This is a genomic window from Runella sp. R5_40, assembly GCF_057652295.1.
Genome location: NZ_JBYFCH010000021.1, coordinates 75,173 through 92,576, shown reverse-complemented (window position 1 = coordinate 92,576; position 17,404 = coordinate 75,173). Strand labels below are relative to the sequence as shown.

Below are 17,404 nucleotides of genomic sequence, written 5' to 3'. Positions count from 1 at the left end.
GGTTATTAGCATTTACCCCCTGATTCCCGCTGCAAAGAGCCTCTTTTTCAGAGGCTCAACCAAATCGCTTGGGGCTTCGATTTGGCTTATTTTTTCAATCGAAATAACCGAGCGTCGAAACGATACCCCAACGAAACAAGCGCATAACTTTTCTGAGCCAGTGATAAGGGACTAACTCGGTAACGAAAACCAACAACAATTGGCCCTTTTTCGGCTTCTGCATTTCCTTCGATACCAGCAACAAAACGGGATTGCTTCCCTTCGACTACAAACCCTAATACCTGGTACTCGCTCAATTTTTTCTCATGTCCACCAAAAACGGACAAACCCCAAAAGCCAGACACGCCACTTTGCAATTCAAGGACTTTTTTCCTTATCCCTACACCAGCTAATACTTGACGGGTCGTATTGTCGCCAATCAATTTGGTCGAGTTGAACCATACCCGTATATCTCGATTAGGGTTTAGGTTATCTTTCAATCCTAATCGAAAGCCATACATATTGCCAGTAGGGTGAAGTCCCAAGCCCATGGTGGCCTCTACATTTGATATAGTAAAGCGCTTAGTTGAATCTGTTTGAGCCAGAATCGGAAAAGAAAAGACGAGAGAAATAAGCGAAATTTTGAGTAGTAAATTTTTCATTTTACGATTGATTAAAGATGAAACAAAGTGCTAATCACTGCCCCATTTTGAGTGATTAGCTTACTATAAAGATACTTTAATATTTAGATATTTTTATATTTAACCTGACAATCAACATATTAACTAAAACTTATTACTACCATTTGTTTTACATTCGCTTTTACCCCTTGATTCCCAACCAACGAAGGTCAAAGCTGTTAAGCCTTGCCTTCGTGTTAGTTTACTTTCTTGACAATTTCTTAGTATTGGATTTTGAAACGGTTTGTACTTCCTCAACAGGTATTGTCTCAACTACTGATACAGGTTCGTTTGTAGCTCCCTCTTTGGGCGGCTCAACGAGAGGTAGGCCATAGATAAGGTGCTTTGGAAACCAATCAGATAGGAAGGTAGTCACGGTATTTTGCAGGGTAACAGCCCCATACACGTTGTAAGCTCGTGCCACGTCTCGCCCCAACTTCCGAAAAGCTAAATCACCTTCTTCAAATTGAAAAGTAGCGGCAAAGTAGTTACCCTTTTGCGTTTTACCATCAGGTAGGGTTATCTCATAATCCTTCTTTTCGGCTTTGAGAACAAATTTCAAGTCTTCAAATTTCTTACGCTGATAGACTATTTTTTCACGGGCTTCTTTGAAATTAATGGCACTCGTGTTATTGAACATGATCGTGCTTACACACAAGTCAGCGTCCAAAAAGAAGAACTCAACCCACTGTGTGCTTTCTTTACGGTCGAATAACCCACCGTTAAAAAGTCGCCATGCAAAAGGCTGAAAAGTAAAATCAGTGCCTAAATCTTCTTTCCCGTCCAGATTGAAACGCCCTGTTTTTCCATCAAAGCGGTATATCTTGGGTCTTCCTTCAATGTAAACGATTTTTGGTTCGAGGGTTTCCTCGCCTGTGTCTTCATCAACTAATGTTTCAAATAAGTTAGGGAACAATTCTTGAAGGGATCTTTGAGTTCCGTTTACAGTTAAAGCCGTTGAAACTGTGGTAGTTTCGGGAGAAATTACGGTTGCTGACATGGTAAAATTGATTAAAGTGAAAGAATAATTTGTATTTGATTACTTATCAAAAATACGTTTTTTAAAGCATAAGAAAAATAATTTACTACTGATAATCAATTAGTTACCAAACTTCTAACTACCATTCGATTAGGCGGTTATAGTTTTCCCCATGATTGCGCTTAGGTCAAAGACTTTCGAGCCCAACAACTGCGTTAAGTAGAGGCTGTGTGCGTGTTTGGCTTGAATGTCTTTGGTGCGTTTTGCCTTCAAAATGTGTTCAAAGCGAAGCTGAACTTATTTTGAAGGCTTTCCCCTTGCTTATGCTTGGGTCAAAGGTTTTCAAATCAGACAATTGGCTTGTGTAGGAGCTTCGTGTATGTCTGATTTGGAGGGCTTTGTCGTGATTTTTCCCCCTGATTGCGCTTGGGTCAAAGATTTTCAAGCCAGACAACTGCGTTGAGTAGGGGCTATGTGCGTGTTTGGCTTGAATGTCTTTGGTGCGTTTTGCCTTCAAAATGCGTTCAAAGCGAAGCTGAACTTATTTTAAAGGCTTCCCCTTGATTCCTTGACTGGGCAGCGTATGAAGTTGGCGAACCCATGCCTTTATACGTTACCGAGGAGTAACCCAGTATTTTGGTATTAAAATATAAAAATATCTAAATAGGAAACTACAAAAACTCAATCTCAGATTCAAAAACCAAAAAGGATAAATCAGGATTGATGTCTGGTACGAATTCAAAATCGGGTGTGGCTCTCTGGTTATCAATCAGGATTTGTTTTTGATTGGTAATCACCTTTCCAATAAGTCCTTTTCTGAGAATCATATCAATGGTATGACAAATAACAGCCCGACGGTATCGGGCTGTTTGTGAGATTGAGCAAGATGCTTTAATCAACGATTTCACGGCTATACCCAAATTTTTGAATCTTACTGGCTGGATGAATGGTGAATCGAAAAGTCCCGTCTTCGTCATAGAGCTGTACAGGCGTTTTAGATTTCTCGGCTTTCTGGGCGTATTGTTCAATCAACGCCACGTCATCCTTCAAGCGTTTATAATCAGGCGTTGCCGAGTAATCGTAGCGGGTCGAAGTAGCTTTTCGAGTAAAAGCCAATCCATAAGCAGCGGGAATTTTTTCGGGATAACGATCTAATTCGTCTTGTAAAGTTTGAGCAATTTTTTCACGGGCTTGCTTGGCAATGTATTCAATTCGGTAGAGCCATGACTCAGCAAGTACAGGATTAACTTCACCGCTTTCAACCTTTTCAGCAATAGCAGTGGCAAATTCTTCCAGCTTACTTTTGCCGAAATGAATCAATTCTAATTGGAATTCCTTTTTCAAAAGGGTAGGTACACGTTTTGTCTTTCTCATTGGATTGTAGTTTATTATCTTGATATAAAGATACTTAAATACTAAAATATCTACCTTATTATCAAGAAGTTAGCATCAACTTCTAATCACCTATTGTTTTGTATTGTCAATTTCCCCATGATTCCCGATTTTAGTAGCTTGATTTTACAAGCTACTGTTTTGAAGTGTTAGAGAACCGAAAAAAATGCAATTATTTTCATATCAAGATAGGTAAATATTAAAATATCTTATTAGTTAAGATACGTTGTTAGCAAACCATGAAAAACCCTTTCATCAGCATAGAATCTGTCTTGAACGCTCATAGAAGTAGCTTGATTAAAGAGCGAATGATTAACCGCATTGTAGAGCAGCCAAACGTTGGAGGAACTTTGCAACATTCCTTGCTCTAATTCCATTCGTTCTAAGGCTGCCGAAATTAATTTCTTAGGAATTCCAACCTTTCGAACTATTTCGGTCGCTTCTTCCAAGTTTGTTACTTGCAAATCTGTCATTAAGTTGTACACTTGTGAAGTACTACTTTCTTTTTTGATTTGGGAAAAGTCGCCGACCAAGCCCACCAAAAACTGTTGGAACTTGTCTAAGTTAATGCCTTTGTGCGAGAAAATCCGAAGGAATTGTTCTTCATCTTTCTGCTCAAACCGTTCTTCCAAACCTTTTACCTTGGCATTAGCTGGCATCCCGTTTGTGAGCCAATGCAAATACTCATCCAACGAAATAAACTCATCAGCCCAACCCATCATTCCATTTGAGCAAATTTGACGATAATAAGAGACCCTCATAACAGCACTTTTTATACCTCGCATCTCATGCCCTTGGATAGTAAACGGCGTTTTCCCGTTGTAGGAGTTTGTAAAGGTCAATTGCTTGCGAATCGTGTCGTTACCAATTTTGCCAATCACCAGCGAATCGGGCAGTACAATTCCAATCGAAAACTCACCTTGTGAGCTGTACCGAATGCTAAGTTCATAGTCAACGCCTAAACACTCGTCAGCAACAGATTTAATCAGAGAATTAGGAATCAAAGAATAGCTTTTGCTCTGAATAGCGAAAACTTGGTTACTACCGTCTGTTTTTTGGCCTACAATCGCTCGTTGGCGGTCAGTCGCTACAACATGATAGTTTTCGGGCAAAAGTCCTTCTAAGGCTACGGTTTCAACTGGAAAGCAGATTTTGTCCCAAGTTGAAGTGTGGGACAATAGGTTTTTACTGGCATTTTTTGATGCTGTTTTCATTGTGATAAGCGTTTAAGTGTTTGTTTACGATTCAAAAATACGAACGAACTCTGATTGAAAAAAGCACTTAAATAACTGTAAATCACTTATTTATCCCTTTGTTTGTGGTTCAAAATTACCCCTTTGGTTCTCTTTTAGAGAATGTATATTCATTCATGTCGAGCAATAAATAATTTTGTTTATTATATCAAATTGAAGCGTTGTTGTCTTTAAAGTCAATTAAAAGTAACTAAATGCTTAGTTTATATGACATCCTTTTAAGAAATTTTTCTTTTCCCCATTGATTCAAAAAAATAAAAGAACAAAAAAATCAAAATACCTTTTTTATATAGTTTTTTAAAGAAGGTTTTTAAATGCTTTTATATAATAGTTTTTTAGAAGCCCCCAAAATGAATGTAACTATTTGATTTTAAACATTTTGTGAAATAGTAAATGTATATTCATTCATGTAAAAATGTATATTGAGTCATGTATAAATGTATATCCATTCATGTATAAATGTATATTGAGTCATGTATACATGTATATCCATTCATGTATAAACTCCAAACTGATAAAATGTATATTCATTCATGTGTGGATAAGTATTTATTGTACTGATAAACAAAGAGTTAAATGATTTTTATTGTTGATAACTCAGCATAAAATGTATATCCATTCATGTAAAACCATGGTAGCCAATTCTAAAAAATGAATACTGATGTAAGTTAATATACATTTTTGGCAATAATGTATAGCTATTCATTACTGAATAATGGTTAATTACTTGATAATCAATATACTTAAAAAATGATAATGTAAATGAATTTTGAGTACATTTACTTTTTTCCTATGTTTGCTTGAATTCTAAACCTTGACTGACCCCTAATGGCAAAGAAGACCAATTCAGAATACATTGAAGACTTGCAGAATAATTCTGATGTGGTCATTCTGAATAATCCCATAGCAACTCCTACCTTTATACGTCAGTTATCAAAAAGTAAAAAAGCTGAAATCAACGAAGTATATACTCCCAAGTTATTCTACGAAATTGCTTCTCGCTTAAAACCCTCTGACTTGGAGAATCTGAGTCGTAATACAAACATTGTATTAACACTTGAAATTAAAGACTTTTTAAAGAGCATCCAAACCACCAACACATCGGGCTATTCGTACTTGATTGACTCCATCAAGATGTTACAGACTACGCTTGTGGAATGGATAGAAGGCCGAGAGACCATCATAGTACCCATTATTTCACAGAGTGTACATAAGCACGACTCGGGGAAAATAGATCTATACATCTCGCATGACTTAGCGAAGCAGATTTTGCAGGTAAAGGAAACCGAGAATTTTAGCTTCTTCAAGAAAAATGTATTTGCCCTACAAACGACTCGCTCTATTAAGTTATTCCCTTTTTTTAGTAGTTGGAAAAATTATGGTCGTCCCATCGACGTAGATTTGAAATCATTCAAGGAAAAATTGGGCTTCAATAAAGCGGTATATTCCCGTTTTTCGTCCTTAAAGAAGCATGTAATCGACCCAGCCATTCACGAGATAAACGAAAAAACCGACTTGTTTGTAAAATATGAATTGTTGGGTAACAACTTGGAATCTAAAAAACCACGAGTAACGGGCATACGGTTTTGGGTATGGGAAAAGAAAAACGTGAAGGCCCTGGAAGAAAAGAAAGCCAAGCAGGGTAGGGGAGACGTAATCACGGACGTGGATAAGTACATAGAACAAGTAACAACCGACTATAAAACTCGATTACGCAAACATGCAGACGAATTTTATGACCGCCTCTTGGGTAATGCAGCTAATAAGACTCATTATGGAGAATTGGTTGCCAAATTTCAAGGCACGGCCTTAATCAATCAGTTTAATATGGTAACAGATGTGGAATGGATGATGAAAGAATTCTTTCGCATGTTTCCTTACCACGCTGAATCAATGCGTTCGCTAACAGGTATCCGTTCTTACCTTGAAAATACGGAGCAAGAATCTAAACAGCGAGGATTTTTACTCTATTTTGAATTGGATGAAGGGTTTGGATTGAAAGTTACAAAGGCTGTTTAGCTTTTTCCGAAAATCATATAAACCATTCCGAAAATCTTGTAACAGCTCACTCACTGGTGAGCTTTACTTTTGCAGTATCAAATCTGTAAGATGATGGAAATAATAACTGAAAAGAAAGAACGGCAAATTATAGTGCCCGTCATAGGAATGACCTGTGCTGCCTGTGCGAGTAGCGTTGAAAGTGTGTTGAGCCAACAGCAGGGTGTGTTGGAATGTGTCGTAAATTTTGCCAACGAATCAGTTCAAATAGCTTTTGACCCTTACCAAACAACACCTGAGAATCTCAAAAAATCGCTCCAAGCGGTTGGCTATGACTTAATTCTGGACATTGAAAAAGCCTCAGAAAAACAAGAAGAAATCAAAGCCAATCAGTATGAAAAGCTCAAAACAAACGTAATTTGGGCAGGAACACTGACTTTGCCCGTGGTTGTCATTGGAATGTTTTTCATGGATATGCCTTATGCCAATTGGCTAATGATGCTGTTGACTACACCTGTCTTGGTGGTATTCGGACGAAGTTTTTTTATCAACGCTTTGAAACAAGCCCGCTATCGGAAAGCGAACATGGACACGCTTGTAGCGCTGAGTACGGGTATTGCTTTTCTGTTTAGCCTTTTCAATACTATATATCCTGATTTTTGGCATAGACAGGGCTTACATGCTCACGTATATTACGAGGCGGCAGCGGTAGTGATTGTGTTTATTATGTTGGGTAAATTATTGGAGGAAAGAGCCAAAGCCAACACCTCCTCTACCATTAAAAAGCTTATGGGATTGCAACCCCGTACAGTTTGGGTCATCGAAAACGGCGAAGAACGAGAAATCCAGATTAGTGAAGTACGGGTGGGAGACCGAATCATTGTGAAGCCAGGTGATAAGGTAGCCGTGGACGGAAAAGTAATATTGGGTAAGTCATTTGTGGATGAGAGTATGATTTCGGGAGAACCGATTCCTGTTGAAAAAAGTAAAGGACATCGAGTCTATGCAGGCACCATCAATCAGCAGGGAAGTTTTCGTGTTATTGCCGAAAAAGTTGGGAGCGAAACATTGCTGGCGCAAATCATAATCATGGTACAGCACGCTCAGGGCAGCAAAGCACCGATCCAAAAACTTACCGATAAAATTGCAGGTATTTTTGTACCAGTAGTGATAAGTATTGCGTTGGTAACGCTACTGGTTTGGATTCTATTAGGTGGAGATAATGCCACTACACAAGGACTTTTAGCCGCTGTCACAGTACTGGTCATTGCTTGCCCCTGTGCCTTGGGTTTGGCCACACCTACGGCCATTATGGTGGGGGTAGGCAAAGGGGCAGAAAACGGGATTTTGATAAAAGATGCTGAAAGTTTGGAATTGGCACATCGCATCAATGCGGTGGTCTTAGACAAAACAGGAACAATTACAGAAGGCAAACCAACGGTAAGTAACAGTATTTGGACAATAGAAAGCCTGTTGCTAAAAGAAATTGCCTACTCAATAGAGAGTCAATCATCTCATCCATTAGCCGAAGCTGTTGTCAAACACATGAAGTTGGAAGGTGTAAAAGCTGTCCCTGTACAACACTTCGAGAGCATAACGGGTAAAGGTGTTAAAGCGCTTGTAGAGGGTCAAACATACTACATGGGTAGCCCCGTTTGGATGAATGAACTCAGTATTCTTTCGCATGATTTACCTATTATTCAGTGGCAATCGGAGGCCAAAACGGTAATTGTTTTTGCCGATAAACGGCAAATTTTGGCAGTATTTGGCATTACTGACCCCATAAAATCTACCTCATTGCAAGCCGTTGAGTCACTTCAATCAGCAGGAATAGAGGTGTTTATGCTCACGGGTGACAACGTTTTTACGGCTCAGAAAGTAGCAGAATCAGTGGGTATTCAGCATTTCAAAGCACAAGTATTACCCTTCGATAAAGCAGCTTTTGTAGCAGAATTACAACAACAAGGCAAGATAGTAGCCATGGTTGGCGATGGTATCAACGACTCTCATGCCCTTGCCCAAGCGGATGTGAGTATCGCTATGGGAAAAGGATCTGATATTGCGATGGACGTAGCAAAAATGACGCTTATTTCGAGTGATTTGCAGAAAATCCCCCAAGCCATTCGGCTTTCTAAATGGACGGTAGCGGCTATTCACCAAAACCTCTTTTGGGCGTTTATCTATAACCTCATTGGCATACCACTGGCAGCGGGGATACTGTACCCCATCAATGGATTTTTGCTTAATCCGATGATTGCAGGAGGGGCGATGGCACTGAGTTCAGTATCGGTGGTGGCCAATAGTTTACGATTAAAAATGAAAAAAATGTAGTTTAACATAAACCAAATCCTTAAAATGGAAACCTTGCAATTCAAAACCAATATCAACTGCGGCGGCTGTGTAGCCAAAGTAACACCTTTTCTGAACCAGTTGGAAGAAGTAGAAAGCTGGAAAGTAGATACCAACAATCCCGACAAAATCCTGACCGTTTCGGGCGAAGAAGTTAGCTGTGAACTTATTCAGCGAACGGTGGAACAGGCAGGTTTTAAGATTGAACAGATATGAAAAAGGGGCGAGTAACCGCCCCTTTGATTTAGAAATAACTCGAAATTCCTAACTGAAATGCCCCAGTTTTGGCGGGAGGGTTTCCCAGAATATCCCATTGACGTTGGATACGATAATTGAACCGAATTACGGTAGAGGGAATAGGTCGCCAACTGATGGCGGGCATTACAGAAAAAAGTTCATCATAGATTTTTGTGCCTGTTTCGGCAAACGTACCAACGTTCCAATCCACTCGTTCTACCCTACAGGCTACATTGAATGTAGAGTTCGGAAAGCCCCACAGTGGTTTTTTAAAAACGGGTTGTACAATGTCCACAAATCCACCGCTTTGTTTACTTCCGAATTGGGTGGCGTGGGTAGAGGGTACGTTTACGTTAATCCACGCCCATTCTGCTGTAATAAAGGTTTTGAGTTTGGGGAGTGTGGTATTGACGTCAATAGCAAATGCGCCCAACGCTCGTTTTTCGTCCAATATCAACCCATCGTCTTGAAATTTGTTATACACACCTGTCATGTACGAGAGACCGATTTCACCGATTTTTCGATTGCGAATAGCGACTTTACCCGTAAAAAGTGGTTGTCCATTGCTACTTTCTTCAAAACGGTCACGATTGGCCTTGACAGCGGGTAGTGAGGTTCGTCCGTCTTCGTTGGCGATGATGTCGTCGTTGAAACCATTGGTAAGATAGGCTTCGTAGGCGAAGACCCACTGTTTGGAGTATTTTTTGCCATAAATGCCCATACCGACATTGCTAAACGTAGCTGGAAGCATTTGCGTTGCCGAAATAGGTCGGTCGTTGAACTCCCAACGAGGACCATCGTGATTTTGGTTAAAAGCTCCGATGGGATTCATAATAATACCCCCCCGCAGGTTGAACAAGTTAGCAAATTGAAAATCGACGGCCGCAAACTCAATGTTGATTTCTTTGGTACCGTCTTCAAATTCAAGTTCGGACATAAACTTGATTTTGCGGTGCAGACTACCGCCAAAAAACAAGGTCATACGCCGCATCTGGAACGATAGACCCTCGCTTATGCCGTCAGTAGCGGCATAATTTGTGTTTAATTCTGCATAGCCACCCACGCCCAGCGGGGTACGACCTACTTGTAAAAACGGGCGATTATAGACTGCATCCATGTTCATTTTGGTCGAATCTACCTTTGTGTTTCGCCGCAATAAGGTGGTGTCAATCTGGGCTGTTGCACTCAAAAACCCGCTCAGCATGACTAATAGTATTAAGTATTGTTTTTGCATGGTTTAGCTCAGTAAAATGTAAATATTATCTTTGTCAGATTTCACCGAAAAAGTTCGCAACGGGTCTTCGGCTGGCCCTTGAGTTACGTTGCCTTTGCTGTCAAACTCACTACCGTGGCCTTCACACACCAAGTAGTTACCTTGGGGTTGTACTTCGTTACCTTGGTGGGTACATTCCAAATACACGGCACTGTATTGGTCTTCTGCAAGTCGAAAAATAGCAACTGGAAAGGCTAATTTCTCGTACTTGGCTACCACGACATTGCGCATATTCGACGTAGCTTGCCCTTTTTTCATTTCGATAAACTCACTTTTTTTGACAACTAAGCTGTTCTGTTGCAATTGAACTTGTTGGGCATAATACGTTGAACTACACCCTTGTAGTAACGTAGCTACTGCACTACCGCCGAGGCAAGCCAAACAGCTTGTGCGGATAAAATTTCTTCTTTGCATGGTGAGGTGATTATAGGCTTTCTAAAAATGTGATGAGTTGTTGTTGTTCAGTAGTGTTGAGGGCTTTGTACTTTTCACGACTTTTTTGGGCTTCACCCCCATGGTATGAAATAGCCTCTTCGATGCTTTTGGCTCGCCCGTCGTGGAGCAAAAATAGGTTGCCTCCTTGAGAGTTTTTGGCTAATCCCAAGCCCCAAAGTGGTGTAGTGCGCCATTCGGAAGTTTTGGCAGTTCCTTCTGTATAGTTATCATCGAGTTCTTTTCCCATGTCGTGCATCAAGAGGTCGGTATAAGGAAAAAACTCTTTGTAGGCAAGTGCCTTGATGTATGAATTACCCGTTTTTAAACTTGGACGATGGCAAGTTCCACATTGGATATTGACAAACAGTTGCTTACCTGCTTTTACATCAGCAGCATCAGTATTACGCTGAATGGGAGCTTTGAGTGTATGAAGGTAAAACACCAAATCTTCCACCTCTACGTTAGGCACTTCGGGGTCTAATTCCTTGCCAGTGTACGTGTCGTGGGGAGAATAGGTAGTCACCACACCCATGTCTTGGTTGTAGGCATTGACGGTCTGGTTGAGCAAGTTATGCGCTCCTGCTTTCCGCCCAAATCGCCCTATGTACCTACCCTCTTTGCTGATAGCATTGGTGGCAGGTTTAACAAAATCGGGTAGTTCAATCCAATTCGGAACACCCGAAATACCGTCACCGTCTTTGTCGTCAGGGTCTGCCATTTTCAGAATATCGGCATCGGGTACGGCTTCCAAAAAGCCCAAACCTGTGTTGGCAGGAGCCATAAAAGTAGCATGAGAAGCCCCTGACGGAATGTTTTCAGGCGAAAAGCCAGGAATAGCTTTGTTTTGGAGTTGAGGACCGCCGTGTGCTATGAATTTATTGCCTGTTTCATCGGTTTGCCCAAAACGTACCAAGTTGGTAAAAGGGTGGCCTTTGCCGTCACCAGCGTGGCAACTAATACAAGAATTTGAAACAAAGAGCGGTCCTAGCCCCGTAGCAGGCGTAAAATTTCGGGTAAAGGCAAGGTCTCCCCGTAAGAATTGGGCATTTTCGGTACCCGTCAGCCCTTCAATGGTTCCGTCCAGCACTTCATGTTCTTCGGGCGCAGCGGGCAATAATTTTTCGCAGGCGGTAATAGCAAAAGCGCCAAATGCCAGCAGGCATAAGTAATAAATTGGTTTCATCAGTTTGCGTATTTTTTGTTGAAAATAAAAAGGTATTCCAACCAGAACTGTACAGTACATATACTTGCTCTGGTTAGAGATAGATAGCATTTCAACAAAAAATGGGCGGGCCTCGTAGTGAGGGTGTAGCAAAAAAGGTAGTTACGAAGAGCGTTTGGTAGAAAAAAACTAAGTCGTTGATAAAACAAAATATCAACGACTTAAACGTAAAAGCTGTCAATCCTACAAAAATGGCGTTGCAAATCGTATCTAAAAGGTACAGCTCGTTAGTCGAGTGATTATTAGGCTGAAACGGGCTATTACCAACGGGCTTGTAAGGGTGAGCGTGCGAAATAATCTTCCCGTTTGCCAAGCGGTGGGCATGACGAAACAGCACATTGTTGAGTTGAATCAACAGCATAAAAACCACAAAAAAGGTGGCGATTCGTTGCCGTATGTGTACCGTGAAGAACAAGGTAGTCAGGCGATTAGAGATTTATATAAAATTGAGTATTCTTTTTAAGAAATCCAAGACTACTGTCATTAAGGTAATCATTTTAGATTGGATTCTAAAATTTGTTTCAAGTCTGGCGAAATGTCCATTGGGCGAAGGGAAGGAACATTGGCCCCACCCGTATTACCCACTGGAATCTTCCCTACAAAAGATTTAACTCCTCCTACCAATAACCTCGGAATTTGCCCCAATACTTCTTTGGTACTTTTGATATAAATACCAAATCTGAGCATCAACCAATGCACATAGGAATGTTCGAGTGGCCAAGCCTGTCCCAAAATGTGTGCTCTTTCGAGCCGATGCCATGCTTCTGATAAATTTCCTGTAGCAAAAGCGTTTTGGTAATGTTGTAATTCTTGCTGATAGTGCTGCCGCAACGATGGGGGCATACTCCAATAAAGTTTCATAGAAATGCGGCGATAAATGAGTGATAAAATATGTTGATTTTGGTATTCTATGGTGAGGTCAAACCTTTTTGCCTTGAATTCGATAAGCATTCAAAATAGCCAACAAAGCCACACCCACATCGGCAAAAACGGCTTCCCACAAAGTGGCGATACCTCCTGCCCCCAACAACATAACGGCCACTTTTACACCCATCGCCAGCAAAATATTTTGCCAAACAATTGATTTGGTGATTTTTCCGACTTTAATAGCTGAAACAATCTTGTGTGGCTGGTCATTCTGAATCACAATGTCGGCAGTTTCGATAGTGGCATCTGACCCCATACCCCCCATGGCAATGCCCGCATCGGCAAGGGCTACTACGGGAGCATCGTTCACACCATCGCCAACGAAAGCAAGTTTTTTACCCTGATTTTTAAGTTCTTGTACTTTTTCTACCTTACCCTCAGGTAGTAAATCACCGTAGGATTTCGAGATATCCAGTTTGTGGGCTACTTCTTGCACCACTGCCGACTTATCGCCCGATAGCATAACTGTTTCAATACCTAACGCTTTCAAATCAGCAACGGTTTGGGCGGCATCGTCTTTTACCTCGTCGGCAATGGTGATATAGCCAGCGTATTGATTATCAATGGCTATGACCACAACCGTTTCAACGATTTGCACCAATTCAGCGGGGTATGAAATAACGAACTTTTGCAATAGTTTCAAATTCCCCGCCAGTACTACGTTGCCATCTACCATTCCCTTCAAGCCATGACCCGATATTTCTTCTACGGCTTCGACTTTGCTATTTTGCCAATTTACCTTCTGTTCATTAGAATACTCCACCACCGCCTTCGCCACGGGGTGCGTAGAATTACTTTCAAGAGCGGCGGTTAGTTTGATAAATTCTCCTTCGGAAACTCCCCCATCGGGGGGTGGGGGGCTAACTGTTTGCACCTTAAAAACGCCCTTTGTCAGCGTTCCTGTTTTATCTGAAACGACTGTATTAATTTCGGTTAATACGTCCAAAAAATTAGAGCCTTTGACTAAAATGCCGTGGCGAGAAGCCAAGCCAATACCGCCAAAATAGCCCAAAGGAATTGAAACAGTAAGCGCACAAGGACAGGCAATGACCAAAAATACCATACCCCGATACAACCAGTCATTGAAAATATAAGGCGATACAAAAAGGAAAGGAATCAAGGTAATTGCCAATGCCAATCCAAATACAATGGGGGTATAAATTTTTGCCATACGGCTGATAAACAACTGGGTAGGAGCTTTGCGAGCGGTGGCCTCTTGTACCATTTCCAAGATACGAGAAAGTTTAGAGTCCTTGAAAGCCGTCGTTACTGTCAGTTCAATTACTTTATCTAAGTTAATCATCCCTGCCAACACTACCTCGCCAATGCGTTTGGTGTCGGGGCGAGATTCACCCGTGAGCGCTGCTGTATTGAAACTGGCGTTATCAGTCAATAAAGTACTGTCTAAGGCGACTTTTTCGCCAGGCTTCACCAAAATAGTTTCACCAATTTGCACCAATGATGGGTTAATGCTCTGCTGATTACCATTGCGTAATACTGTTACGGTTTCAGGGCGCACATCTAATAGGGATTTGATGGAACGCTTGGAGCGATTGACTGCCAAATCCTGAAACAATTCGCCAATTTCATAGAAAATCATCACGGCTACACCCTCGCTGTATTCGCCAATGTAAAATGCCCCCAACGTAGCAATGGACATGAGTGTAAACTCGTTGAAAAAATCGCCTCGGCGTAGCGAACGAAAAGCCCTTTCGAGGGTATTGTAACCAGCCAATAGGTAGGCAAGTGTCATTAAAGTAATTTCAACGGATTTGGCTACTTCTACTTTGAAAAACTGCGTGACGGCAATGAAACCCAGTAGGATTGTTAAACTCAACCACAACCGCCAGCGGCTTTGAAATAGGCTTGCTTCACCTGATTCTTCGTCGTGGTCGTGTCCGTCGTTATCGCTATGTATTGGCATTTTAACTTTTGGCGACGTGTCGCAGCAATTATCTGTTGTATGATTTTTATGACTTTGCATTTTCTTTTCCATGAAAAACGATCAGTTAGAATTCGATAAAGAAATTGAGGATGGCTAATCCAATGAGGGTTAGCCCCGTTATGAGATTTTCGTTATGTTCAAACCAGTGGGTATTGATGAGCCGAAGCCCACGCCCTGCTACCCAGACCATGATTAGCATTCCTCCGAGTGTGACCACATTATAGATAAATGCCACCAAACTCAATGCTTGCCAGCCCAATGCCCCTGCACTTAGAAAGTAAGCATTGATTTCCATACAAGGTGACAGAAACATGCCGATACAAAGCGAAAACAAAAGACCTTTGAATGATTTGCCTTTTTGTTTTTGGGTATCAATGTGTTCGTGGGCATGTTGATGTCGTAGGTGTTGCATTAGGTACCATAACCCCAACATCAGAAGCACAGCAGGAATCACGCTTTCAGCAAGTTCATGGTATTTTTCGGCTAATTCATAGCCAGCCAAACCCACAATAGTTCCTAAAATGGTAGTGCTTATGGTGTGGGCAAGACCTGACAATGCCGTTACGGTAAGGGTGCGACCTTCTGACCAGCGTTCAGTTTTGCCAATGGTAACAAAGGGTAGCCAATGGCTGGGAATCAGCGCATGTAAAATGCTCAATATCAGCGAGCCGAAAAGAATTTGGTTCATATTGTATATATTCTTAGCTTTTCAATATTTTAAAATTATGCCACCATCCCTACTAAAAGAAAGATAAGGAAACCTACAAAAAACATACTGGTTTGTAAAAGGGTTTCTTTTTCTTCGTGGGCTTCAATGAGTAGTTCTTCTGTTACTAAAAACAACAAGGCGGCTAATCCAAACGATAAAACCAATTCAAGCATTTCTTGTGATAAACGTGATAGTAGCGTAATTCCCAAAACGGCCCCCACGAAGAAAACTAAACCCAGAAGGAATAAGATAAGTAGGCTCTTTTGGTTGGAAATATTGCTTTTACTGCAAGCTAATACAACGGCCAATCCCAACGAAAAAACCTCCAATGCCAATGCCACTGATAGCAAAATACCTTCGGTATTACCTGCGGCAAAGCCTACCCCCAACAACAAACCGTCTATCACCATATCTATTCCCAATGCCACTAACAGCCCTATTGGTAAGTTATTTTTATTGCTGTTCTCTGCGCTGTTAGATTCAAGTTTTTCGGCAAAATATTTTATCAGAAGCATAGTAGCAATCCCCAATCCAAAGCCAATACCTACTTCTATGGGCTTATGTTCTTTAATAATATCAGGGAGCAACTCTACGGCAACCACCGAAAAAACTACGCCAGCAGCAAAATGCAACACCGAACTTCTAAACGCTCCACTGGGCGTTCGGAATAAGCCTGTCATTCCTCCTATTAGGATAGAAATGACAGGGATTAGGGCATACAGAAAAACTTCTGAAAACTGTGCCATCCTCTCGTTTGATATTTAAGCTACTCAATGTCCATGCTCATCTCCACCTTCGGCATTAGCAATGGACGATTGTAAATAATATGCTCCTTTTATGACGATTTTTGCACCTGTTGGAATCGTTTCCAAGGGGGTAACCTGTATATATCCTAATTGAGAGGTACCTGTTTTGACCTCTATTCGTTTGAAATGCACACCTGTATCTTCTTCATGGTTTTTCTCACTTGTACTATGTTCGTGTTTTTCTTCGGCCTCACGAATAAAAATAAACTCTTTGCCTTCGGCTTTTACAATGGCTTCGGCTGGCAGGGTATTCACATCACTATTGCCAATATCAACTAAGGCATTGACATACATTCCTGGTATTAAACCGATAGTCTTATTGTTGATGTTAGCACGAATGGCCACCGATTTGGTTTGTTTCTGAAAGGCTTTGCCAATGCTAAAAATATTGCCGATAATCTCCTTATTCCCCTGATTGGTAAGCACAAAGCGTAAATTTTGGCCAACTTGTATTTTATAAAGGTCTTTTTCGTAAACCAATAACTCAACGTACATTGCCGAATTATCTACAATCGAAAATAATGACGTATTAGCCGAAATGTTACTCCCGATTTTTACATTGATGGCGGTGATATAACCCGAAATTGGGGCGGTAATCAAAATCGTGGCAGCATTGCCATTACCATTAAGGAGTAAGTTTTGCTCTAAGATTTCAATTTGCTGTTGGGTTATTTTGATTTTGTTATTCACCAAATCAAGTTCTGAGCTGACTTTTTGAAACGTTTTTTTAGCCGTAACGTTTTCATCACTCAGTTCTTTTTGTCGGGCAAAATCTAAATCCAAAAACTCTTTGTTGACTTTGGCTTGTTGCAACTCCTCCATCAATTTTGCTTTTTCAAGGCGAAGGTTATTAAACTCCATACTCTGAAATGTGGCTATGGTTTGACCTTTCTTTACATACTGTCCTTCTATTACAGTAATGGTCTTGACTATTCCACTCATAAAAACCGACACATCTGCTTGGCTTTGGGGGGGCAGTTGAGTGTAGCCGTTAGTCGTAATGACTTCGCTGAGGTTTTTCTTCTCAAAATCCCCAAAGATAATTTGCGCTGCTTTTACTTGGGCTGGTGTAAGCTCTACCACTCCTTTTTCACCGTGGTGGTCTTCGGTTTCGGCAGTTTCCGCTTTTTTGTTGCAAGAGAAAATAATCAAAAAGGAAAGGGCAAAAGCCGTGCTTACTGAAAAAACATTTTTTATATGGAATTGCATGGTTTCAAAAT

At 41.0% G+C, this 17,404-nt stretch carries 17 protein-coding genes; 3 read left to right on the top strand and 14 right to left on the bottom strand.

What is annotated here, in order from left to right; genetic code table 11:
- Positions 1 to 86: 86 nt before the first annotated feature.
- The 5 genes from AC23N5_RS25420 to AC23N5_RS25400 form a co-directional block, all read right to left on the bottom strand.
- A complete protein-coding gene (locus AC23N5_RS25420) occupies positions 87 to 641 on the bottom strand; it encodes a hypothetical protein (protein WP_277341223.1) in 555 nt (184 codons plus the stop codon).
- Positions 642 to 861: 220 nt separating this feature from the next.
- Positions 862 to 1,659 (bottom strand): hypothetical protein, encoded by a 798-nt coding sequence (locus tag AC23N5_RS25415; RefSeq protein ID WP_277341222.1) that lies wholly within the window; start codon positions 1,657 to 1,659, stop codon positions 862 to 864.
- Positions 1,660 to 2,309: 650 nt separating this feature from the next.
- Complete coding sequence (locus AC23N5_RS25410; protein WP_277341221.1) at positions 2,310 to 2,465, bottom strand: hypothetical protein; 156 nt, start codon at positions 2,463 to 2,465, stop codon at positions 2,310 to 2,312.
- Positions 2,466 to 2,529: 64 nt separating this feature from the next.
- On the bottom strand, positions 2,530 to 3,012 hold the full coding sequence (locus AC23N5_RS25405) for a hypothetical protein (protein ID WP_183979889.1): 483 nt from the start codon (positions 3,010 to 3,012) through the stop codon (positions 2,530 to 2,532).
- A 230-nt stretch (positions 3,013 to 3,242) separates the two neighbouring features.
- Positions 3,243 to 4,244 carry a hypothetical protein gene (locus AC23N5_RS25400; protein WP_277341220.1) on the bottom strand — a complete coding sequence of 334 codons (1,002 nt, stop codon included), beginning with the start codon at positions 4,242 to 4,244 and terminating at the stop codon, positions 3,243 to 3,245.
- An 867-nt stretch (positions 4,245 to 5,111) separates the two neighbouring features.
- On the opposite strand from AC23N5_RS25400, the gene AC23N5_RS25395 reads away from it, so the two are divergent.
- From AC23N5_RS25395 to AC23N5_RS25385, 3 genes are all read left to right on the top strand, one after another.
- A complete protein-coding gene (locus AC23N5_RS25395) occupies positions 5,112 to 6,302 on the top strand; it encodes a replication initiation protein (protein ID WP_277341219.1) in 1,191 nt (396 codons plus the stop codon).
- Positions 6,303 to 6,395: 93 nt separating this feature from the next.
- Positions 6,396 to 8,612 (top strand): heavy metal translocating P-type ATPase, encoded by a 2,217-nt coding sequence (locus AC23N5_RS25390; RefSeq protein WP_277341239.1) that lies wholly within the window; start codon positions 6,396 to 6,398, stop codon positions 8,610 to 8,612.
- A gap of 24 nt (positions 8,613 to 8,636) precedes the next feature.
- Positions 8,637 to 8,846, top strand: coding sequence for a heavy-metal-associated domain-containing protein (locus AC23N5_RS25385; protein ID WP_277341218.1), 210 nt, complete (start codon positions 8,637 to 8,639; stop codon positions 8,844 to 8,846).
- A gap of 28 nt (positions 8,847 to 8,874) precedes the next feature.
- On the opposite strand, the gene AC23N5_RS25380 is transcribed toward AC23N5_RS25385, so the two are convergent.
- The 9 genes from AC23N5_RS25380 to AC23N5_RS25340 form a co-directional block, all read right to left on the bottom strand.
- On the bottom strand, positions 8,875 to 10,101 hold the full coding sequence (locus AC23N5_RS25380; RefSeq protein ID WP_277341217.1) for a porin: 1,227 nt from the start codon (positions 10,099 to 10,101) through the stop codon (positions 8,875 to 8,877).
- A gap of 3 nt (positions 10,102 to 10,104) precedes the next feature.
- Positions 10,105 to 10,554, bottom strand: coding sequence for a QcrA and Rieske domain-containing protein (locus AC23N5_RS25375; protein WP_277341216.1), 450 nt, complete (start codon positions 10,552 to 10,554; stop codon positions 10,105 to 10,107).
- Positions 10,555 to 10,564: 10 nt separating this feature from the next.
- Positions 10,565 to 11,758: a di-heme oxidoredictase family protein gene (locus AC23N5_RS25370; RefSeq protein ID WP_277341215.1), complete on the bottom strand. Its 1,194-nt coding sequence runs from the start codon at positions 11,756 to 11,758 to the stop codon at positions 10,565 to 10,567.
- 91 nt (positions 11,759 to 11,849) lie between these two features.
- Complete coding sequence (locus AC23N5_RS25365) at positions 11,850 to 12,212, bottom strand: hypothetical protein (RefSeq protein WP_277341214.1); 363 nt, start codon at positions 12,210 to 12,212, stop codon at positions 11,850 to 11,852.
- A gap of 77 nt (positions 12,213 to 12,289) precedes the next feature.
- Positions 12,290 to 12,658: a DUF3703 domain-containing protein gene (locus tag AC23N5_RS25360; RefSeq protein ID WP_472490363.1), complete on the bottom strand. Its 369-nt coding sequence runs from the start codon at positions 12,656 to 12,658 to the stop codon at positions 12,290 to 12,292.
- A 58-nt stretch (positions 12,659 to 12,716) separates the two neighbouring features.
- Positions 12,717 to 14,648, bottom strand: coding sequence for a heavy metal translocating P-type ATPase (locus AC23N5_RS25355; protein WP_277341212.1), 1,932 nt, complete (start codon positions 14,646 to 14,648; stop codon positions 12,717 to 12,719).
- A gap of 85 nt (positions 14,649 to 14,733) precedes the next feature.
- Positions 14,734 to 15,357: a hypothetical protein gene (locus AC23N5_RS25350; protein WP_277341211.1), complete on the bottom strand. Its 624-nt coding sequence runs from the start codon at positions 15,355 to 15,357 to the stop codon at positions 14,734 to 14,736.
- 35 nt (positions 15,358 to 15,392) lie between these two features.
- Entirely contained in the window at positions 15,393 to 16,124 is a 732-nt protein-coding gene (locus AC23N5_RS25345; RefSeq protein WP_277341210.1) for a ZIP family metal transporter, read from the bottom strand.
- Between the two features lie 24 nt (positions 16,125 to 16,148).
- Complete coding sequence (locus tag AC23N5_RS25340; protein WP_277341209.1) at positions 16,149 to 17,393, bottom strand: efflux RND transporter periplasmic adaptor subunit; 1,245 nt, start codon at positions 17,391 to 17,393, stop codon at positions 16,149 to 16,151.
- Positions 17,394 to 17,404 lie beyond the last annotated feature (11 nt).